This window comes from Streptomyces flavidovirens DSM 40150 (assembly GCF_000429085.1).
In the GTDB taxonomy this organism is placed as follows: Bacteria; Actinomycetota; Actinomycetes; order Streptomycetales; family Streptomycetaceae; genus Streptomyces; species Streptomyces flavidovirens.
The window spans coordinates 373,393-394,152 of record NZ_AUBE01000005.1 but is presented as its reverse complement, the minus strand read 5'-3'; the positions used below and the strand labels follow the sequence as shown (position 1 = coordinate 394,152).

Genomic DNA, 20,760 nt, shown 5'->3' with positions numbered 1-20,760 from the left:
CGGCCGGGCGTGAGCGGCTTGCCGCCGCAGCGGATGCCTTTCTCGCTGCGGACCCCGGCCCACCGGTCCGCGTCGCCACGAGCCGCGCCCGCCTGACGTCCGACAGCTTGTGGCCCTCATCTCCTGTCGTCGGCCAACACGGCGGCGAGCCCTTGCCCTCGCGTCTACGTCGACGATCCGGACGTCGCATTGCCGACCTCCGTCGAGCTCACCGGAGAGCAGCCACGCTCGCGGTTCGGCTATCGCGACCTGGAACTGGCGACTGTCGGTGGCTATCTGCTGCTCGCAGGTTCGGAGGAAGCCCTCGCACGAGTAAGCCGAGTGGACCTGAAGCAGACGGCACGGTGGCGGGCCTACCGGGCCGCCGCCTGAGCACCACCCGACAACACCACAGGGCGAGGCCCACAACAGCCCGTGCCCCCGCGCGCCACGTACCGTGCCCCCGCCGCTGCGGGCCTCCCGGCCAGGCGGGTCAGGCGTGGGGGTCGAACGCGATGTTCGCCGGTTTGGCCTTCTCCAGGTGGTGGTTGAAGTTGCCGTCCTTGAGGCCGAAGACAGCGCTCCCGAAGTCGGCCTGGCTCAGCTTGTCGCGGAAGCCTGCGGGGTAACCGTTCCAGCCGACCAGCCTGGGGAACTGCCAGCCGTGGTAGTGGTTCTCGGGCGGTTCGTCGTTGGGGTTCGCCGGGCGGAAGCAGTGCGTGCTCGCCCCGTCCTTGTGATAGACGATCTTGGGATGCGTCCCGTCCCATCGGATCTGGTCACGCGCATGGGTGTCGAAGCCGCCGTGAGCCGAGGTGGAGACGTACCGGGCCTCGTTGTTCTGGACCCACACCACGACATGCTCCCAGTCGTGGCGGTGCCCGCCCAGCCCGCTGCCGGCGATGGCCTGGTCCTTTTCGAAGTACAAGCCGTACATGACGGCGCACCAGCCGTTGTTGCACTTGTATCGCGCATATCCATTGGTGTTGTCGAGGTCCCACGAGTCACGGCACTGGCCGTTGAGGGCCCCGCTCGGCTTGAGACCGGTGGCGATCGTGCCGTCGGTTCCGATGGCTGGCGTGGGATAGCAGCCGTCGGTGTCGTAGTCGTAGGCCGGTTGGAACGTCTCCTCAAACCCGTCCGCGTTGGTGGGCAGAGCAGCGGGGGGCGCGGCGACCGCGCTGCCCGGAAGGGCTACGACCAGTGCGATGGCGCTGCCCAGCGTGACCATCACCCGGCGGATTCGCCCACTCGTCTTCAATGCGTCCTCCTGATCGACCGCGCGGCGAGAAACAGATGCGGTTGTATGTCATGCCCAAAACAATACGGTCGGACGCACGCCCTTGCCGTTGTTGGGTGCGCGGGCGAGCAAGTACGCCTCGCTGTCCCGCGTCTCCAAGCCGCGCGCCGTGACCGAGTGCGGGTCGCACTCGAACCCCAACTACGGCCGCACCACCGTGATCGCCGACGGCGGCTACCGGCGCACCGGCCTGGTCATCCCGTACCGCCGCGAGCGCGGGCAGAGCGAACTGCCGGACTGGAAGGAAGAGCACAACACTTCTCACCGCCAGGTCCGCGCCCATGTCGAGCACGCCTCCGCCCACATGAAGACCTGGAAGATCCTCCGAGACTGCCGCTTGAGGGCGACGGCGTCCATCACGCGATGAGGGAATCGCCCGCCTGCACAACCTCGCACTCGGCCGAGACGGCCTCGTCCGGACGGGGGTCTCGGACACGCGGGGCGACCGGGAGCCGATGCCCGTCCCTCACGGAACCTGAAGAGGGCGGATGCGGGCTGCTGCCCGTATCCGCCCTCACCGGCGCCCGGGCGCCGAGGACGGCCACGTCGAAAGGACCGTCTGGACGACCGTGCCGGCGTCCCGTCAGGACAGGGTCACCGGATGCGGGCCGACGTCGTCAGAAAACCGAGTTGACGGGTGCCGAGTCCGAGAGCAGGTTGCCCGGGGCGGCGGGCTTGAACGGGACCGCCTTGTCGCCGGTGCCCGCGTAGAACTTGGCGCCCGAGGTTCCGACCGCGTAGAGATCGGCCCGCCCGTCGCGGTTGGCGTCGCCGATGCCGACGAGGTGGGTGAAGACGCCCCAGCCCCCGCCGACCCTCGTACGCGGGGCGTAGGTGCCGTCGCCCTTGCCCTCGTACAGCCACAGGACACCGGCCTTGTCGCGGGCGACGAGGTCTCCGGCCGAGGTGCCGGCGATGTTACCGGTGGCGGTGAGCTGGTTGTAGATCCCCCAGCCCCGGCCGATCTTCTTGCGGGATGCGAACGGCGCGCTCGTGCTGCCCGTGCCCTTGTAGAACCACACGTCGCCGGCGGCGTCGGTGGCGAGGAGGTCGGACTTCCTGTCGCCGTTGAGGTCGCTGCCGCCGGTTATGTTGTTGTAGATCTGCCAGCCGCCGCCGATCTTCGCACGGCCGGCGAAGTTGCCGTTTCCGTTACCCCGGTAGAGCCAGAGCACGCCGGCCTTGTCACGGGCGACAAGGTCGCCGGCCGGGCTGCCGGCGATGTTCCCGACGGCCTCCAGCCGGTTGTAGATCTGCCAGCCGCCGCCGACCTTCACCCGACCCGTCGAGTACGGCTGCGGCGCGGACGCCACCTTGGCCGAGTCGTCGCGCCACAGCACGCCCGCGGCGTCACGGGAGAGCAGGTCCGGTGTGCTGTTGTTCGTGTAGTCGTGCAGGCCGGCCATGCGCGTGACCTTGAAGGTGCCGGTCCGCGCGACGTCCGGACCGATGCCGTTGAGCGGGGAGGCGGTGAAGTCCCAGACGTAGTCGCCGCTGGGCGCGAACTCCTTCGTGCCTTGGGCGTTGGGGAGCATCCCGTCCCAGCGGAAGTCGACGGATCCCTTGCCCTCGTAGGTGCCCGCCTGCGCGAAGTCGTGCCGCACGCTGCGGCCCGTGCCGACATGACGCACCGTCACGGAGCCCTTGGCGTTGGGCCGGGAGAGCACCCAGCGGAGCAGGACCTGACCGTTGTTCTTGTCGAGGTCGACGACCGGGGGAGTGGCCGCGGTGTGCAGCGTGAGCACGGTCGGCTCGCCGGTGCTCGCGATGAGCGTGGCGGTGGGCTTGCCGTCCGCCCCGGATGCGATCCGGTAGACCCCCTCGCCGTGGGCGACCGTACCGCCGCGCACCAGGAGCGCGCCGTCGGCGGTGGGGACGGAGGACGAGGCGTGGTCGAGGAGCTTGACCGTGGATTTGTCGACGAGGTTGACGGCACTGAGCGCGAAGCGCGGGGACGCTTCGGTCGCGGCGGCGCCGCCCGGAGCCGCGTACGTGACCCAGTCGCCCAGGACGCCGATGTGCGGGCGGACGGAGTTGCCCAGGTCGGCCGCTTCCACGGCCGGCGTGCTTCCCGAGCCGTCGCGGGTGGCGTACATGAGCTTGGCGTGCGCGGACGTCGGGGCGTCGACCCAGACCCAGCGGTCCCCGGAAAGGGCCGTGTCGGTGGCGTACGCGGACACGCCCACCTCGCGCTTCTCGACGACGGAGGCGGTGGCGACGTCCACGACGGCGAGGTAGGAGCGGTCGGTGCCGGCATCCGACGAGACGTACCGGACGAGCGCCGAGCTGTCCGACAGGGCCTCGACGCTCTGGACCCTCGAGTTCGGCGTGAGGCCGGTCACCTGCCGGTCGTTGCCCGCCTGGTTCCCCTCGCCGATCAGACGGAGCTGGCCCACCTTGCTCTGGCTGTCCCAGGACGAGAAGACGAGAGTCCTGCCGACCACACCCTCCCAGTAGAGCCGGGTGTCGGTCTGGTTGACGACCACGGGGTCGCTGCCCGGCGATGACATGTCATGGAGCAGGTACCGGGTCGTGCCGTCCTCCTTGGCGACGACGGTGTCGGAACCGCCGCCGCGGTACCCGCTGTACCACTCCGTGAGGGCCGTGGTGGTGCCGTCGACGGTGCTGGTCCAGCGGTAGTACGTGTGGTCCCATCGGCGCTCCACCGACAGAAACCCGGTCGGGCCGGCACTGAGGATCTGGTCGGTGCGGGGGATGGAGATGACGCCGTCGACGGTCGCCTGCGCGTCGGCGGGTCCGGCGTCCGCGGCGACGGCAGCGGTGGGCGTCGCGGCGATCGCGGGCGCCGTCGCGAGGCTCGCACCGACGGTCACGGCCAGAACGGTGGTGACGGCCGAGACGAGCTGATGTCGGGCGGGACGAACATGGATCAAGGCGGGTTCCTCTCAAGTGACCGGGCGCGCACCAGGGGCTGCGCGCCCGGTCAGACTCTTGATCACGTCGGAAGGTTGTACTGGGTGGCGATGTCGTCAACCGACGGAGGTGTCGCTCAGGCGAAGCGGTCGTACCGGCGCTTGTTGCCGGCGAAGTACACACCGACTTCCCCCGGATACGGGACGCGAAGGTGCCGTCGCCCTTGCCCGGGTACAACCGCGAACGACGACACGCATCACGGCCTTGGCGGGCTTGGGGAGGTCTCAGTCGACCTCGACGTGCGCGACGAGGATGAGCGCAACGGTGGCCGCCGGCCCCGGAGGGCGCCTCAGGAGCAGCCCTCTGCTCGAACGTCAGGGTGAAGCCGTGACCAGCAGCACCCGGCCCTCCAGCGGCAAGCTCCACGGCCGGCCTCTGCGGACCGCGTCAGCTCCTACTCAGGCAAGCGGTGGCCGGGACACCTGGCGGCCGAGGAGCAGGAGATGGCCGACCGCTTGGTCAGAATGGCCGAGCTCATGGTCGCCGATACGCCGGCCGACGACCCTGCAGTGCTAGCAGAGGTCGACTGGTACTACCGCATGGCCATGCAGTTTGGGACACCCGACGCCGAGCTGTTCACGGATCTCGGAAGGCTGTGCGCCAACGACGACACCGTTGGCGGCGGGGTTCGGTCAGTCGCCGTCCCGGTAGGGCATGAACCAGTGAGTGTCGAAATAGCGGGCCATCGTGAACGGGTGGTGCGGGTCGATGAGGATGCGGCAGACGAACTCCGCCGCCTGGCAGTCGAAGGAGGTGTCCTCGCCGTCGAAGGACCGGACCACGACCGGCCAACGGTCAGGATCGTCGCCGTCTGCCCTCCAGCAGTACAGGTCCTCGTGCTCCGTACCCGCCCAGATGAGCAGGCCGTCCTCCCTGAGATCTGTCCATGGCTTCTGGTTCAGGTCCAGGAATCCGTCGAAGGCGCCCTCGCCGAACGTCTCGACCATGCGTTTGTAGTCGCTCGGCAGCGCGGTACCCAGGCTCGACTCCACCTTCACCCAGTCCACGTCCGGCCGCTGTGCGGGCTGTGTCCAGCCGGTGATCCGTACGAGCCGCTCCATCCAGTCGACGTCCTGGTCCTCATCCCGAGGCACCACCAAGGGTTCTGGCACCTCCCTGTGAGCGACCACCAGCACCGGCCGCACGGTCCCCTCGAAGTCCCGCGCCGAACCCGTGCCGATCCACTCATCCCCGGACGCCCACGCCCGTATCGTCACGGCCCGGCCCTCGAAGGGGACGAGTAGAGCCGCGCCTCTGGACTCGTCGACCGTCGGATCGGTGAAGCCGTCAAGGACGAGGGTGCGCGGGGCGCCGTACCTGCTGGCGAGCAGGTCGGTCAGGTCATGCGGGCCCAGATCACTGGGCAGGTACATGTAGTCGTTCCCGGGGCCGAGTCGGTCCAGCAGGTCGTTGACCGTCGCTTGCGTGAGCTCCATGGCGGACAGTGAAGCGCACCGCACTGACAATGGACCGGCACCATCCGCTCACCAAGCGCAGCTGTCATCACCCCGGACTGTCGCAAGATCACATCAGCCTCCAGTAGCCCGTACCTCGCAGTACGTGCTCCTCGATGGCGTTCCCTCGATACTGGGCTCAGCGAGCCGATCCCCGATCTAATGGCCAGTCACCAAAGTCGGCCTTGGGTCAGCACCAGCCCCGCCAGACCCCACCCCAATCCGACCTGCGGGTACGCCGATCATGGGCCCAGCTGTTCATCTCACCAGGAGGTACGTATGAGGATGCTCATCAACGTGGCCGAGACGGTCGTCGCCGATGCGTTGCGCGGGATGGCCGCCGCGCATCCGCGGCTCACTGTCGATGTGGAGAACCGTGTCGTCGTACGCTCCGACGCGCCCGTCGCGGGCCATGTGGGGCTCGTGTCGGGTGGCGGCAGTGGGCACGAGCCGTTGCACGGCGGGTTCGTCGGGCCCGGGATGCTGTCCGCCGCGTGTCCCGGTGAGGTGTTCACGTCGCCCGTTCCCGACCAGATGGTGCGGGCCGCGGCCGCTGTCGACAGTGGGCAGGGCGTTCTGTTCGTCGTCAAGAACTACACGGGCGACGTTCTCAACTTCGACATGGCCGCCGAGCTCGCGGAGGACGAGGGCATTCAGGTCGCCAAGGTCCTCGTCAATGACGACGTCGCCGTCACCGACAGTCTCTTCACGGCGGGCCGGCGCGGTACGGGGGCGACGCTCTTCGTCGAGAAGATCGCGGGCGCCGCCGCCGAGGAGGGCGCGCCGCTGGAGCGGGTGGAGGCCGTCGCGCGGCAGGTGAACGAGTCCTCCCGGAGTTTCGGCGTCGCCCTCAGCGCCGTCACCACACCCGCGAAAGGCACGCCGACCTTTGATCTGCCCCCCGGCGAGCTGGAGTTGGGCATCGGTATCCACGGTGAGCCGGGACGCGAGCGGCGGCCGATGATGACGTCGGGCGAGATCGCGGACTTCGCGGTCGACGCGGTGCTGGACGACCTGCGGCCGACGCGGCCCGTGCTCGTACTCGTCAACGGCATGGGCGCCACTCCACTGCTGGAGCTGTACGGGTTCAACGCCGAGGTGCATCGCGTCCTGTCCGAGCGGGGTGTCGTCGTGGCCCGTACGCTCGTCGGAAACTACGTCACCTCGCTGGACATGGCGGGCTGCTCGGTGACGCTCTGCCAGGTGGACGAGGAACTGCTGCGCCTGTGGGACGCGCCGGTCGAGACCCCTGCGCTCCGCTGGGGACGCTGAGACGTATAAGGAGATCTTGTGACTGTGCTTGACACCGGATTTTTCCGTCGCTGGATGTCGGCCATGGCAGCCGCCGTGGACCGTGAGGCCGGCCGCCTCACCGAACTGGACTCGGCCATCGGCGACGCCGATCACGGCAGCAACCTGCAACGCGGTTTCGCGGCCGTCGCCGCCGCGCTGGAGAAGGAACCCCCCGCCACACCCGGCGCCGTACTGGCGCTCGCGGGGCGCCAGTTGATCTCGACCGTGGGCGGAGCTTCCGGGCCGCTGTACGGGACACTGTTGCGGCGTACGGGCAAGGCGCTCGGCGACGACGCAGAGGTTACGCCCGAACAGCTCGCCGCGGCCCTGCGTGCGGGCGTCGACGCGGTGGCGCAGCTGGGCGGGGCGAAGGCCGGGGACAAGACGATGCTGGACGCGCTGATCCCGGCGGCCGCCGCGCTCGGCGAGTCGCTGTCGTTCGGCGCGGCGCGGACCGCCGCCGACGAGGGGGCGGTCGCGACCGTACCGCTGCAGGCACGCAAGGGCAGGGCGAGTTACCTGGGCGAACGGAGCATCGGTCACCAGGATCCGGGGGCGGCGTCGTCGGCGCTGCTCATCGATACGCTCGCCGACACGGCGGGCTCGGGGTGGGGCTCGGACCCGGGCGCGGGCGCGGGTTCGGACTCGGGCGCGGGTTCGGGCGCGGACTCGGGCGCGGGCACGGGTTCGGGTTCGGGCGCGGGTTCGGGCGCGGGTTCGGACTCCGGCGCGCACTCCGGCTCGGACTCCGGCTCCCGCTCGGACTCCGGCTCCGGCTCCGGCTCGGCGGAGGTGGGCGCGTGAGCGGGGACAAGCTTGTCGGGGTCGTGCTCGTCTCGCACAGCGCGCCGGTCGCCGCCTCGGTCGCCGAGTTGGCGAAGGGCCTCGCCGGCGGCAAGGCGACGGCGCCGGTGGCCGCCGCGGGCGGCACACCCGACGGTGGGCTCGGCACCAGTTCGGAGCTGATCGCCGAAGCGGCCAGGTCCGTCGACGGGGGCGTGGGGGTCGCCGTGCTGGTCGACCTCGGGAGCGCGGTGCTCACGGTCAAGGCGCTGCTCGCCGAGGGCGACGAACTGCCGGACGGGGCACGGCTGGTGGACGCGCCGTTCGTGGAGGGGGCGGTTGCCGCGGTGGTGACCGCGTCGGCGGGCGCGGACCTGGACGCGGTGGAGGCAGCGGCCAAGGAGGCGTACGACTACCGCAAGGTGTGATGCGCCGGGCGTTCGCTGGGGCGGCTCGGGGGCCGGCCGGCCCTGCCTGCGTGACAGGCGGGGCCCGCCGGCCTGAGGCCGCTGGGGGCACCGACGCGACACCGTGAAGCTGTCACCCTGTGCGACTCGCGACCTATGGCTTATGCGCTTCGCGCGACCGGTTCCGTAGTGGAGCCCTCCCCCTCTGCCGCGATGCGCACTTCGGTCCGCTGTGTCGTGCCGTTGACCGTCACGGCCAGCGTGATCGTGCCCGGACGCAGCGCCGTCAGGATCCCCGTCACCGGGTCGAAAGTCGCCGTATGCCGTGGCCTGGCGTCGTTCGACGAGCCGATGTGGAGGTTCGGGGAGCCCGTCCAGTCCGCGCTCAGCGGGAAGGCCACCGGAACCTGGCGTGTGCCCTGGGTGACCGTTGCCTTCACCGGCGCGCCCCGGCCGGGAGGCAGCGCCGACGGGGCGTCGACCGACAGGGCGTCCACGTGGGCGCGGGTCTGGACCGACACCCAGTCCGGGCCGCCCGCCCAGGGGTTTCGGCGGGCCGTCGCCTGTTCGGTGCGTGAGACCTTGTCGACGCCCACCAGCGACCAGCCGGTGAAGCCGCCCTCGTCCGCCGGGCCCGCCGGTGTCTTCCCCGAGTTGCCGTTGACGAGGTAGGGCACACCGTCGACGCGCGCGGCGTGGAAGACACCCACGTGGCTGCCGATGAATCCCGCGCCCTTCCCGGTCGTACGCCGGAAATTCGCCAGCCAGCCCTCGATCAGCGCCGCCTCCTTGCGGTCGCCCAGCTGACTGCCCTTCTGTACGGTCGGGTCGCGCGGCGGGACGTGCTGGATCAGCATGACGGAACTGACGCGGTCGTCCTCCGACGCCGCTTCCAGCTGCGCGCGCAGGTTCTTGATCTGTTCGAAGCCACCGCCCCGCACGCTCAGGCTCGACGTGTCGAGGGTGATGAAGCGGGTGCCCTCGTGGTCGAACGTCCGCTGAGCGGGGCCGAATTCGGCGACGAAGTTGTCGATCTTGCCGCCCATCACCTCGTGATTGCCCGGCACGTAGTACCAGGGCAGGGCGTCCCCGAGTTCTTCCGTCAGGACGCGGCGGGCGAAGGCCAGGTCGGCCGGTGAGCCCTCGTCGACGAGGTCGCCGTTGATGACGAGGAAGTCCGGCTTCGCCGCCCTGATCTCGCGCAGGGTGCGGCGCGTCTGCGCCACGATCGCACTGTCCGGGGCGCGGGCGACGAACTGGGCGTCGGACATCACCGCGAACCGCCAGTCCCTCGCCTCCGTTTCGGCCGCCGGATCGATGAGCGGGTCGGCCGGCGGGCTCTGGCCGGGGAGTGCGACCGTGGGTGGCACCTGCCCGGTCAGCGTGTCTATGACGATCTCACCCGTGTACTGCTTGGCGGCCGCCGTCTCGGCGAGGTAGAAGCGATGGACTTTCAGCGGCGTCGCCGCGCCCGGCGGCACGGCGAAGGTGACCTGCCGCCAGCCGGTCCAGGTGACGTACGGACCGCGCAGGAGCTGGTCGGAGCCGGCCGCGTCCTTCAGGTGCAAGGTCGGCCAGGCTCCCTTGCCGTCACCCTTGATCCACATCTTGAAGGACTGGGGCTGGCCGGCCACGGTGACCGGCGGCTGCGGCGGGTTGGCGTAGGCGGCGCGGGTCGCCGTCGACTGCGTGAAGTCGTACGTGACTTTCAGCCCGGTGCCGGTGTGGCCTTCGGGCGTCGCCGCGACCGATCCGCTCGCGCGGGCCTGGCTGAAGGTCCAGGACGCGGCGTCGTCGAACGCGGACACCGCCTGTTCGGTCAGGCCGACGCTGACGGCGAGCGAAGTGACCTTGCCGTCCACGGTGGCCGTGATCCGGCCGGCGCCGCTGCCCGTGCGGGAGGTGACAGTGAAGTTGCCCCGACCGTCGTCGCGGATGTCGAACAGCGAACGGTCGTAGTCGAGCTTCACGTCGCGCGGTTCGACCGGGGCGCTGGTGCCATGGGCGTCGTAACCGACGATGCCGAACGTGCCGCTCGCCGCCTCGTCCGCGAGCCCGACGCGTCGCGTGGTCGGTTCGATGCGGGCGAGGTCGTCGAGGACCGTCAGCAGGGTGCCGCCGTCGGCGGGGCCGCGGTGCGCGCGGACCTGTGTGCTGCCGCTGCGGTGTGCCGTGAACAGCCCGTCGTCGTCGACCCTTCCGACGGACGCGCGGGAGCTCTGCCAGTGCGGGTCGCCGTGCGCCGGACTGTGCGCCGGGCTGTGCGCCGGACCGTACGTCTCGTCGTAGCCGGCGGCGGTGAGGCGGCGCGTCAGGCCGGGGAAGACCCGTTCGGGGTGGCCGCCCCTGACCGGGTCGGCGGTGGGGGCGCTGCCGGCGGGGGTACGCGTCCGCACCCAGTACCCGCGCAGTTGGCCGCTGCCGTCGGGGGCGGTGAGGGCGAGGCCGTTGGGTACGGTGCGTTCGCTGCCGTCGGACGGGCTGTTCTCCACCTGGAGCGCGTCGCTGCCGGGTTCGCGGGCGATCAGGGTCGAGGAGCCGCCGCCGTCGAGGTTCAGCGCGCTGTGCGATCCGGCGCGTTTCATCATGAGCGCGAGTTCGGTGAGGGTTACGCCGCCGCTGTCGGCCTGGCGGCCGTCGACGGTCATCACCTGCATCTCGCTGCCGTCCTTGGAGAAACCGACGGCGGTGCGGGGTGCGGCCGTGTTGTTGCCCTGGCCGTCGTGGTTCTGCGGTACGCCGTCCACGACCAGCAGTTCACGGCCGCCGACGGCGGTGCGCGGCACGGGTCCGCTGTCGGTGCGCGCCCGGTACTCCATCGCCACCGGGTCGCCCGGCCTGAGCGCGCTGAGGACCGCTGCCCCGGCCTCCCGGCCGACGAGGACCGTGGTGCCCTCGGGGATGGGCCCGGTGCCGGGCCGGTCGTCGACCGCGACGACCTTTCCGTCCCGTACGGCCGCTTCGGCGACGGGGGTCGCGGCGTCCACCGTCAGCGCGCGGTCGGCCACGCCCCAGCCGGAGTTGTACGCGCCCACTCCCCCGGCCGGCACATTGGCCGCGTTGTACGACGCCAGGGGGTGCGTCCCGGTGGGCAGGGTGAGTGTGCCCTCGAAGTACAACTGGAGTACGCGTCCCGCGCTGCCCGGACCGATACCGACGGCGCGGTTCGCGCCGGGCGCCGGGGAGTGGACGGGTTTGCCGTCCTTGATGCCGGGGCCCTGCGGGGCGCCGGTCTGGTTGATGTCGAAGAAGTCGGCGTTGATGGCGGCGACGGTACGGCGGCCCTTGCCCGGGTCGTGCGCCGCGGCGAGTGCGGAGACCGAGCGGCGGTCGGAGACCTTGCCCGAGTGGAGGTAGTCGGCCTGTACGCCGCTGCCACTGCCACCACCGTTGCCGTTGCCGTTGCCGTTGCCGAGGTCGACGGAGAGCGTGTCGACGCGAAGCCACTTGTCGGATTCGAGGCGGTCGTACGAGGTGAGGCGGACGCCGGGGGCGACGGGGCGGGTGCTGCGCGCGGTCTCGATGCCGTCGCCGTCGACGACCGATCTGGGCGTGCCGGCCGGGGCGCTCGCGGGTGGGGGTGCGACGGGTCTGAGGATTTCGGCGGAGTTACGGGGGTGGGGATCGGGGGTCGTATCGGCGGACGCGGGGGCGATCGCCCCGGCCGTCAGCGCGGTGACCGTCGCGAGGAGCACGACGGGCCGCCTGAGGGAGCCAACTGTGCCAAGGCCCACAAGTCCTCCTGGTGAACGGCGGGTTGGGCGGGACAGCGGGCAGTAAGCGCTGCCGCCCACAGCATTGCCGCGCGCGCACCGGCACACCAGGGGTTGACGGGGTCCTCGGGGGAAACATGCGGCGCCCACGGGGTAACGAGGCATCAGGTCAGCGCCGCGGTTGAGCGGTTGCGCGGTTGCGGACCTGATTACGTTACGGCGGGCGGAGGCGGGAGCGCGGTAGGCCGACGCGTCTGGCGCTGTGATGTTACGAACCACATAGTTCATAAGCGCCATACCGACATGCCCCAGCCACGTTCCAGCCGCGTCAAGGGCGCCGATGGCATCATCGAGGACGCCGCCTCTCAACCGTGCGTCACCACTTCCCCGGAACACGAAGATCGGCTATAAACAATTAACCATTCAGTACATTAAGCCATGGAGAGCCCATGCCGACCCCACCGCGCGTGCTCGTCCTCAACGGGCCGAACCTCAATCTCCTCGGCCTGCGGGAGCCCGAGTTGTACGGCTCCGCGACCCTCGCGGACGTCGAGTCGCTGTGCCGCGACGTCGCCGCCCGTCACGGCCTGGACGTGGACTTCCGTCAGAGCAACCACGAGGGCGAGCTCATCGACGCGGTGCAGGAGGCCCGTACCGGCGCCGCCGCTGTCGTCGTCAACGCGGCCGGATACACGCACACCTCGGTGGCCCTGCGGGACGCCCTCGCGACCGTGGACGCACCCGTCGTCGAGGTGCACATCACCAACATCCACCAGCGCGAGCCGTACCGGCACCGGTCCTACGTCGCGGAGGTCGCCGACGCGATGATCTGCGGCGCCGGGGTCCATGGATACGCCCTGGCCCTCACCCACGTCGCCCACCTCCTGGGGAAGAACGCAGCATGAGCTGTCGAAACGCCGACCGGGACCGGGCCCGCGCCGCCTGACTCGTCGGACGCTTCGGTGACGGACGGGCGTAAGCCGCACCGCGCGCGCAGCTCGGCGCGCTCCTCGCCGGGGCCGACGGGCTGGTGCACGCCACGCACACGGGGCACGCTGGACGGTGGCGGCATGGCCGTCTTCCAGGCCGTACACGCGTTCCGGCTGTTCGCGGGGCCGTGAGCCCGACCCGGCCAGGATGCTCGCCCACATGGCCGCCCTCGTCGCCGTCTGAGGGCCGCGGCCCCAAGGACAGGAGAGTTCCCCCATGCGCAAGTGCATCGCCACCGTCTCCGTCAGCGGTTCCCTGACCGAGAAGCTGGAGGCCGTCGCACGGGCCGGATTCGACGGCGTGGAGATTTTCGAGAACGACCTGCTCGGCTGCCCGCTGTCGCCGGAGCAGATCCGCGAACGGGCCGAGAGCCTCGGCCTCGGCATCGACCTCTATCAGCCCTTCCGCGACTTCGAGGCGGTCACTCCCGGCCGCCTCGCCGACAATCTGCGGCGGGCCGAGCACAAGTTCCGGGTGATGGAGCGGCTCGGCACCGACATGATGCTGGTCTGCTCGAACGTCTCCCCCGGCGCCGTCGACGACGACGCGCTCGCCGCCGAGCAGCTGCGACTGCTCGCCGAGCGTGCTGCGGACCACGGCATCAAGATCGCGTACGAGGCGCTGTCCTGGGGCCGGCACGTCGACACGTACCTTCATGCCTGGCGGATCGTACGGATGGCCGACCATCCGAACCTCGGCGCCTGCCTGGACAGCTTCCACATCCTGTCGCGCGGTTCCGACCCCGGCGGCATCGAGGTGATCCCCGGCGACAAGATCTTCTTCGTCCAGCTCGCCGACGCACCGCTGCTCGCCATGGACGTACTCCAGTGGAGCCGCCACTACCGCTGCTTCCCCGGCCAGGGCGGCTTCGATCTCGCCGGGCTGCTCGCCCATGTCGTGCGCACCGGCTATGCGGGCCCGCTGTCGCTGGAGGTCTTCAACGACAGCTTCCGGCAGGCGGACACCGGGCGGACGGCCGTGGACGGAATGCGGTCCCTGATCGCGCTGGAGGAGTCCGTCGCCCAGGTGCTCGGCACCGGCTCTCCCCTGCCCCGGTCCGTGCAGCCCGACGGGTTCGCGTTCGCCGAGCTCGCGACCCGTGATCACAAGCGCGTGGGCAGGCTGCTCGGTGCGCTGGGATTCGCCCGTACGGGACAGCACGAGACCAAGCCGGTCGAGCTGTGGGAGCAGGGCCTGGCCAGGATTCTCATCGACCGCTTGCACCCCGAAAGTCCCACCGACACGTCCCTGGTGGCCATCGGTCTGGAATCCCCGGATCCGGCGCTCTCCGCCGAGCGCGCCAAGGCCCTGCTGTCGCCCGCACTTCCCCGCCACCGCGCCCCCGGGGAAGCTTCTCTCGAAGCCGTCGCGGCTCCGGACGGCACCGAGTTGTTCTTCTGCGACGTCCGGCGGGCGGGGTGGCGCGAGGCCTTCGATGCCGTGACGCCGCCCGTGGGGCACATCGGCCGTATCGACCATGTGGCGCTGAGCCATCCCTGGGACCAGTTTGACGAGGCGGCCCTGTTCTACCGTTCGGTTCTCGGGCTGCGGCCGCACGAGAGCGTCGAAGTGGCCGATCCGTACGGTCTGTTGCGCAGCCGCGCCATGTCCAACGCCGCCGGTACGGTCCGTCTCGCGCTCAACATCGCGCACGTCGGAGCGCGGGGCCTGCCCGGCCAGCACATCGCCCTCGCCGACGACGACATCGTCGCGACCGCGCGCCGGCTCCGGGCCCTGCCCGACGACGTACTGCTGCCCATTCCCGACAACTACTACGACGACCTGCGAGCCCGTTTCGACCTGGGCGAGGAGCGGCACCGGGAACTGCGTGAGCTGGGGCTGATGTACGACAGGGACGATGACGGCGAGTTCCTGCACCTCTACACGGTCACCGTGGGCCGGGTCTTCTTCGAGATCGTGCAGCGCGTGGGCGGCTACCGCGGCTTCGGTATGGCCAACACCCCGGTACGGCTCGCCGCCCAGCACGCCCCCGCGCCCGCCACCCCCACCGGCCCCACCCCGGACCGCTGACCGGCCCGGACCGATGACCGGCCCGCAATAGGATGGGTGCGTCAACGCGTCGACCGGTGGAGCCCCATGACCTCGCGACCGGCCCCACAGGCCAACAAGGACCGTCAGCGGGACGCCGACCGCACCAAGGCGGAGATCCTTCTCGTCGCCACGCGCGAATTCGCGCGGCAGGGTTACACCGGCGCCCGCGTGGACGAGATCGCGTCCCTCATGCGCACCACCAAGCGCATGATCTATTACTACTTCGGCAGCAAGGAACAGCTCTACACCGCTGTCCTCGAACAGGCCTACGCCGAAGTACGGTCCGCGGAGCGCGCCCTCGACGTCGACCACCTCGGTCCCGTCGAGGCGATCCGTACGCTCGCCGAGCTGACCTTCGACCACCACGACGCGCATCCCGACTTCATCCGCCTGGTGAGCATCGAGAACATCCACCGGGCCGAGCACATCCGCAAGTCGCCCGCGCTCGCCAGCCTCGGTACGCCCGCGCTCGACCTGATCGGCAAGATCCTTCAGGCGGGGCACGCGAGCGGTGAGTTCGTCACCACGGCCGACGCCATCGACGTACACATGATGATCAGCGCGTTCTGCGTCTTCCGGATCGCGAACCAGCACACCTTCGAGGCCCTGTTCGGCCGCGACCTGACCGCCGCGAAGCACCGCGCGCGCCACCGCCGCATGCTCGGCGACATGATCGCGGCGTACCTCACCCAGGGGACGCGGGCCCCAGGCGCGTGACCGGACCCGTCCGGCCGATCATGGTGGCGGGCGGCGTCTCGATCAAGGCCCCACCCTCTGGGGCCACAACTGCGTACTCAGCCGGTGGCGGCGCCGAACCACTTGGGTAGCCGGCTGAGCAGATCCTGCTGATCCTCACCGACCCACGCCACGTGACCGTCCGGCCGCAGCAGCGCCGCGGGTGCGTCCAGTTCCTCGCTGACGTCGACGACGTGGTCGACCCGATCTGCCCAGCCCTCGACCGAGAGCCGGCCGGTCCGGTCGAGGAGCAGGCCGCGGCCGCCGTGCATCAGCTCGTAGAGGCGACCCTGCTTCAGTTGTACGTCCCGCATCCGCCGGCCGAGCAGTTCGTGGCCCTCGCCGAAGTCGTAGCGGACCCCGACCGCGGTGATGATCCCGGTCACGTACCGGTTCACCTCCTCGAAGTCCATCAGCTCGGAGAACAGCTCCCGCAGCGCGGTCGCACCCGGATCGGTCCCCAGCAGCGTGATCTGCGCGCGGGTGTTGTCCAGCACGCGGGCGCCCACGGGGTGCCGTTCGGCGTGATAGCTGTCCAGCAGCCCCTCCGGTGCCCAGCCGCCCACTTCGGCGGCCAGCTTCCAGCCGAGGTTGAACGCGTCCTGCACGCCGAGGTTGAGCCCCTGCCCGCCGGTCGGCGGGTGGATGTGCGCCGCGTCGCCGGCCAGCAGCACCCGGCCGACCCGGTAACGCTCGGCCTGCCGGGTGGCATCGCCGAACCGCGACAGCCAGCGTGGCGAGTGCACGCCGAAGTCGGTGCCCGCGAAGGCCCGCAGCTGCTGCTTGAACTCCGCGAGGGTCGGCGCGGTCGTACGGTCCTCGGCCAGTTTGTCGGCGGGCACGATGATGCGGTACACCCCGTCCCGTTCGGGGATGGCGCCGAACCGCAGTTGGGTCTTGCGGACTTCCGCGACGACGGCGGCAATCGTCGCCGGATCCTCGGTCACCTCCATATCCCCCAGCAGTGTCTCGACCTTGGCGGGCTCGCCGGGGAAACCGACGCCGAGCCGCTTGCGCACCACACTGCGGCCGCCGTCGCACCCGACGAGGTAGCGCGAGCGCAGGTGTGTGCCGTCCGCCAGCTCGACGCTCACCCCGTCCTCGTCCTGGCTCAGCCCGGCCACTTCGCAGCCGCGCCGGATATCGGCACCGAGTTCGAGGGCACGCTCGTTGAGCAGGCGCTCGGTGACGGGCTGCGGGGTGGCGAGGCCGTACGGGTGAGCCGTGTCCAACCGGTCCGGCCACGGCTTGACGACGCCGCCGAAGAGACCGCCGACCTGGAACTTCTCACTGACGGCGAGGAACCGGTCGAGCAGGCCGCGCTGGTCCAGCATCTCGACGCTGCGCGCGTGCAGGCCGCGCCCACGGGACTGCTCGGTCGGCTCGGTCAACTTCTCCAGCACGACCACGTGCACACCGTGCAGCCGCAACTCAGCGGCCAGCATCAAGCCGGTCGGTCCACCGCCGACCACGATCACGTCCGTCACGAAAGCCCCCCATACATTGGCGAAAGCCTATGAACTCCGCGAATTTTTCATTTCCGCATGTTCTGGCCTTGGCCGGCTATTTTGCGGCACGACCATGGCCTTGCCGCAAGCCCCCCAGTGCGCTATATGTTGAGAGTGGCAAGGAGTGGGTAACCTCCTTGCCTTTGCCTTTTGTCACCCTCAGAAGGCGGCGACTGCGGCTGACACTCCACGCAACTAGCCCGCTGCCGGGTCGGGGTGGGGCGTCCCGAGGTAGGGGAAGTCGAGAAAGAGGTCGGTGTGCGGGCCGATGTGGTCGCCGGCGACCTTGCCGCCCGAGATCATCGCCAGCCGGGTGGAGGTGACGTCGTCGGTGAGGGACCGGCCGTTGGGGTAGCGGGCGGGCTGGTTCCGGTCGAAGCGCAGGATGTCCGGCAGGACGGTGCGCAGGATCTCCTGCGCGGCGTGCGCGTCGTAGCCACCGGTGTGCCGGAGCACCTCCGTCCACGGACGGCTGTACGTGGCCCAGTCGTCGGCGGGCTCCCCTTCGTTGTACGTCTCCTTCGCCTCGTCGGCGTTGAAGTACGCCGTCAGTGACGGGTGCGCGCCGCGGTCGACCGACTTCAGCCGCCCGTCCTGCCGCACGCTCACCCGCGCCCACACCCCGATGACCGGGTCGGGGCAGAGCTCGTCGCTCGGGATCTCCAGCACGATGCCGAGGACGTTCTTGTCGGCCCCCCAGTCCACACCGGTCCACTGGAAGTCCTTGAGGATGCCGTCCAGGTCCGCAAAGAAGGGGTCGCTGCGCAGACCGGCGGAGAACAGGTACGGGCCCACCTCGGCCACGTGGGGGTCACGGCCGAGGGCCACCGGCACGTCGGTGAAGATCTGCTGGCCGCCGGGCTCCTGACTGCGGGCCTGGGCGCCTGTCGCCCAGTACACGGTCGCGGTCTGCCGCCCGTCGACGGCCGGGGAGAAGACGAAGCTGAACGCCGCGTCGGCCTGGTCGTCACCATCCATGTCGACATCGATGCGGTAGACCGCGTCCGGGTGGAACGCCGCACCGGCGGCCGGAGCCAGCGGGTGGACGTTCATGATCAGGACGGTGCGCCCGCCCGGCACCGTGAACGCGAACAGGTCCGTCAGATCCAGGCGCGCATCGTCCATGGGCGACCGCAGATTCGGCCCGCTGAGGTGATGAGACATGTCACCCACCCTCAGCCCCGCGCCCCCTCCACGCACGGTGGCGCCCGCCATCCGTGGGCCCCGACCGGTGTACGGCGCAGCCCGGCCGGCCGGGGAAAAGGCCACGCCCACGACCACCAGCACCCCGCTTCACGGCGGTCCTCTCTACTTCGGACCGGCCTCGCAGCCGGTCGAAGTCGTCCTGCCGCCGGGCGGCCTGTCGGAGCGGGCCCAGCGGAACGACCACGCGTGGGCGCCACCACGCACCACCGGGGGCCGCGTCGTGCGGACACATCCCGTGCGGGACGCCGCCTCCGCGCCCGCAGGTCTGAAGGCAACGGTCAAGCATGCGAACGGCATCCACTTCACCTGGACCGACCACGCCGCCGACGAGGAGGCGCAACTGCTGGAGATCAGGCCGGCGGGCAGCCGCACCTTCCGGCCGGCCGCCGTGCTCGGCCCCGGTGTCGATTCCTTCGGTCTGATCACCCTCCCCGACGAGAAGAAGGCGTCCTACCGCATCCGCGCCATCGCGTACGGCGAGCAGTCCAATGACGTACGCCTGAAAACCGGTGCGCGGCCCACGTCTTCGGCTACGCCCCGCTGAGTTCGCGCACCGTCGCCATGTCGCTGAACGGGATCAGTCGCTCGCCGACGATCTGGTACGGCTCACTGCCCTTCCCCGCGACCAGCACGATGTCGTCGGGCCCGGCGGCGGACAGTGCGTACGCGATGGCAGCGCGGCGGTCGGCGTACCGCTCGAACGGTGTGCCGGTCGCCACGAGACCCGCGGTGATCTGGTCCAGGATCTCCTCGGGATTCTCGTTCCTGGGGTTGTCCGAGGTGAGGACGCACAGGTCGGAGTGCGTCCCGGCGATCTCACCCATCTCGGCACGCTTGGTGATGTCACGGTCGCCGCCGCAGCCGAAGACGGTGACGATCCGGCCCGAGGCGAAGCCGCGGATGGTGGTGAGGACCTTGTCCAGCGAGTCCGGGGAGTGCGCGTAGTCCACGATCACGGACGTGCCGGACGGCGTCCGGTACCGCTCGAAGCGGCCCGGCGCCGTCGGCATCCGGTCCAGTGCGGCGACCAGCCCCGCCAGGTCGTGGCCCAGCACGTGGCAGGCGGCGACCGTGGCCAGCGCGTTGGCGACCGAGAACCGGCCGGGCACGGGAATCGCCGCCGGGTACTTGCGCCCCTCGTGGTGGAGGGTGAACCGCGTGCCCCGGCTGTCCATGCTGAGGTCGGTCGCCCGGTAGTCCGCCTCGGTGTCCAGGGCGTACGTCGTCACCGCTCCCGGCATCATCGCCACGATCGAGGCGCCCACCACGTCGTCCACGTTGACGACCGCCCGCCGGCAGAGCCCTTCGAACAGGCGCAGTTTGGCGTCCCGGTAGTTCTCCATGGTGCCGTGGTCGTCCAGGTGGTCCTGGGTGAGATTGGTGAAGATGCCGACGTCGATGAACGAGTCGTCCACCCGGTGCGTCAGCAGCCCCATTGACGTCGCTTCCAGGACCACGGTGGAGACCTCACGGTCCCGCATGCGCCCCAGCAGGTACTGGAAGTCCGGCGACTCCGGTGTCGTCAGCACCGACCTCGGCATGGGGATCACCTCGTCCCCGATCCGGCTGCCGCCCGTCCCGATGACGCCGACCTCCGCGCCCTCGGCGATCCGCAGCAGGGACTCGACCATGTACGAGACGGACGTCTTCCCGTTGGTGCCGGTGACAGCCACCATGTCCATGGCCCGGCCGGGCTCACGGTAGTAGCGGGAAGCGACGGCCGCGGCTGCCTTCCTGACGTCCGGCACGCGTACGACGCAGGCATCCGCGGCGGCCGCGGAAACCGACGCGGGCAAGTCCTGGCCCGTACCCCCTGCGCCCTGGACGAGCACCGCCACCGCGCCACGCGCGATCGCGGGGCCGACCGCTGCGCAGCCGCCACCCTCGTGCCCGGGCACTGCGATGAACAGGGAACCGGGCGATGCCCGGTGGGCGTCGAAGCAGGTGCCCGCGGTGATCGTCGTCTCGGGATCTCCCGCGAGGACCTCGTGGTCATGGCCGGCCAGCAACTCGCTCAACTTCACAGGGGTCCTCTCGGGGGGTGTACGGCGACGGCCGGTCTTCCGGCGTCGGCAAAGGCGGCGAGCAGGGCTGGGAGGCCGCCCTGATCGCGGAGTTGTGGCAACGGCACGTGGAAACGAAAAAGGGAAACGAGGGCAAAGAGGGGGAGAGCGCTACGTGTGCCGAACAGAGAGCCGGATCAGAAACCGGCGGGCAGCATCCGGGCTCTTGCCGGTTTTGCCGGTTTTGCCGGGAAGGGGAATCGCTAGCCGTGGCCGTGCAGGGCCCGGCACAGGGCGTGCGGAGGCCGGCTCAGGCACTCTCCCACTCCGTATGTGCTGCGACTCATGCTCTGGAGTGTACGGCCCCGGCGGCGGCCCGCAGCACCCCCGTGAAGGGGAGCCG

The 20,760-nt window shown here is 70.4% G+C and carries 14 protein-coding genes and 3 pseudogenes; 10 read left to right on the top strand and 7 right to left on the bottom strand.

The genetic code is table 11. The features are described from left to right. Positions 1–189 precede the first annotated feature (189 nt). Positions 190–372: a hypothetical protein gene (locus G412_RS33965; RefSeq protein ID WP_037648327.1), complete on the top strand. Its 183-nt coding sequence runs from the start codon at positions 190–192 to the stop codon at positions 370–372. Between the two features lie 100 nt (positions 373–472). Here G412_RS33965 and G412_RS0110950 read toward each other — a convergent pair whose 3' ends face one another. Beyond that, a complete protein-coding gene (locus G412_RS0110950) occupies positions 473–1,240 on the bottom strand; it encodes an NPP1 family protein (protein ID WP_028812138.1) in 768 nt (255 codons plus the stop codon). Positions 1,241–1,424: 184 nt separating this feature from the next. On the opposite strand from G412_RS0110950, the pseudogene G412_RS0110945 reads away from it, so the two are divergent. Next, positions 1,425–1,758 (top strand): annotated as a pseudogene (locus G412_RS0110945) (transposase family protein); the annotation flags it as partial. Positions 1,759–1,896: 138 nt separating this feature from the next. Here G412_RS0110945 and G412_RS33960 read toward each other — a convergent pair. Together G412_RS33960 and G412_RS0110935 are read right to left on the bottom strand one after the other, a co-directional pair. Further along, positions 1,897–4,173, bottom strand: coding sequence for an FG-GAP repeat domain-containing protein (locus tag G412_RS33960; RefSeq protein WP_051338263.1), 2,277 nt, complete (start codon positions 4,171–4,173; stop codon positions 1,897–1,899). A gap of 672 nt (positions 4,174–4,845) precedes the next feature. Further along, complete coding sequence (locus G412_RS0110935; RefSeq protein ID WP_037648324.1) at positions 4,846–5,649, bottom strand: hypothetical protein; 804 nt, start codon at positions 5,647–5,649, stop codon at positions 4,846–4,848. Between the two features lie 297 nt (positions 5,650–5,946). Here G412_RS0110935 and dhaK point away from each other — a divergent pair, with 297 nt between their 5' ends. From dhaK to G412_RS0110920, 3 genes and pseudogenes are all read left to right on the top strand, one after another. Next, positions 5,947–6,939 (top strand): dihydroxyacetone kinase subunit DhaK, encoded by a 993-nt coding sequence (gene dhaK / locus G412_RS0110930; RefSeq protein ID WP_028812135.1) that lies wholly within the window; start codon positions 5,947–5,949, stop codon positions 6,937–6,939. Positions 6,940–6,963: 24 nt separating this feature from the next. After that, positions 6,964–7,569, top strand: a pseudogene (gene dhaL / locus G412_RS33955) (dihydroxyacetone kinase subunit DhaL); the annotation flags it as partial. Between the two features lie 191 nt (positions 7,570–7,760). Then, positions 7,761–8,171 (top strand): PTS-dependent dihydroxyacetone kinase phosphotransferase subunit DhaM, encoded by a 411-nt coding sequence (locus G412_RS0110920; RefSeq protein ID WP_028812134.1) that lies wholly within the window; start codon positions 7,761–7,763, stop codon positions 8,169–8,171. Between the two features lie 140 nt (positions 8,172–8,311). Here G412_RS0110920 and G412_RS33950 read toward each other — a convergent pair whose 3' ends face one another. Then, entirely contained in the window at positions 8,312–11,845 is a 3,534-nt protein-coding gene (locus G412_RS33950) for a phosphodiester glycosidase family protein (RefSeq protein WP_244282901.1), read from the bottom strand. Positions 11,846–12,312: 467 nt separating this feature from the next. Between G412_RS33950 and aroQ the strand changes: the two genes are divergently transcribed. The 4 genes and pseudogenes from aroQ (at position 12,313) to G412_RS0110900 (ending at position 15,622) form a co-directional block, all read left to right on the top strand. Next, entirely contained in the window at positions 12,313–12,768 is a 456-nt protein-coding gene (gene aroQ, locus G412_RS0110910; protein WP_028812133.1) for a type II 3-dehydroquinate dehydratase, read from the top strand. A 147-nt stretch (positions 12,769–12,915) separates the two neighbouring features. Next, positions 12,916–13,036, top strand: a pseudogene (locus G412_RS41720) (shikimate dehydrogenase); the annotation flags it as partial. Positions 13,037–13,069: 33 nt separating this feature from the next. Next, positions 13,070–14,884: a bifunctional sugar phosphate isomerase/epimerase/4-hydroxyphenylpyruvate dioxygenase family protein gene (locus G412_RS33945; RefSeq protein ID WP_051338261.1), complete on the top strand. Its 1,815-nt coding sequence runs from the start codon at positions 13,070–13,072 to the stop codon at positions 14,882–14,884. Positions 14,885–14,950: 66 nt separating this feature from the next. Further along, positions 14,951–15,622 (top strand): TetR family transcriptional regulator, encoded by a 672-nt coding sequence (locus tag G412_RS0110900; RefSeq protein WP_028812132.1) that lies wholly within the window; start codon positions 14,951–14,953, stop codon positions 15,620–15,622. Positions 15,623–15,699: 77 nt separating this feature from the next. Here the strand turns inward: G412_RS0110900 and rox are convergent, their stop codons facing one another. Both rox and G412_RS0110890 read right to left on the bottom strand, forming a co-directional pair. Then, positions 15,700–17,127, bottom strand: coding sequence for a rifampin monooxygenase (gene rox, locus G412_RS0110895; RefSeq protein ID WP_028812131.1), 1,428 nt, complete (start codon positions 17,125–17,127; stop codon positions 15,700–15,702). A gap of 216 nt (positions 17,128–17,343) precedes the next feature. Further along, positions 17,344–18,312, bottom strand: a complete 969-nt coding sequence (locus G412_RS0110890; protein ID WP_028812130.1) for a DUF4331 family protein — start codon at positions 18,310–18,312, stop codon at positions 17,344–17,346. Between G412_RS0110890 and G412_RS33940 the strand changes: the two genes are divergently transcribed. Beyond that, positions 18,311–18,898 (top strand): hypothetical protein, encoded by a 588-nt coding sequence (locus G412_RS33940; protein ID WP_157839076.1) that lies wholly within the window; start codon positions 18,311–18,313, stop codon positions 18,896–18,898. The genes G412_RS0110890 and G412_RS33940 overlap by 2 nt on opposite strands. Here G412_RS33940 and G412_RS0110880 read toward each other — a convergent pair. Further along, on the bottom strand, positions 18,885–20,378 hold the full coding sequence (locus tag G412_RS0110880; RefSeq protein ID WP_028812129.1) for a UDP-N-acetylmuramoyl-L-alanyl-D-glutamate--2,6-diaminopimelate ligase: 1,494 nt from the start codon (positions 20,376–20,378) through the stop codon (positions 18,885–18,887). The genes G412_RS33940 and G412_RS0110880 overlap by 14 nt on opposite strands. Positions 20,379–20,760: the final 382 nt, after the last annotated feature.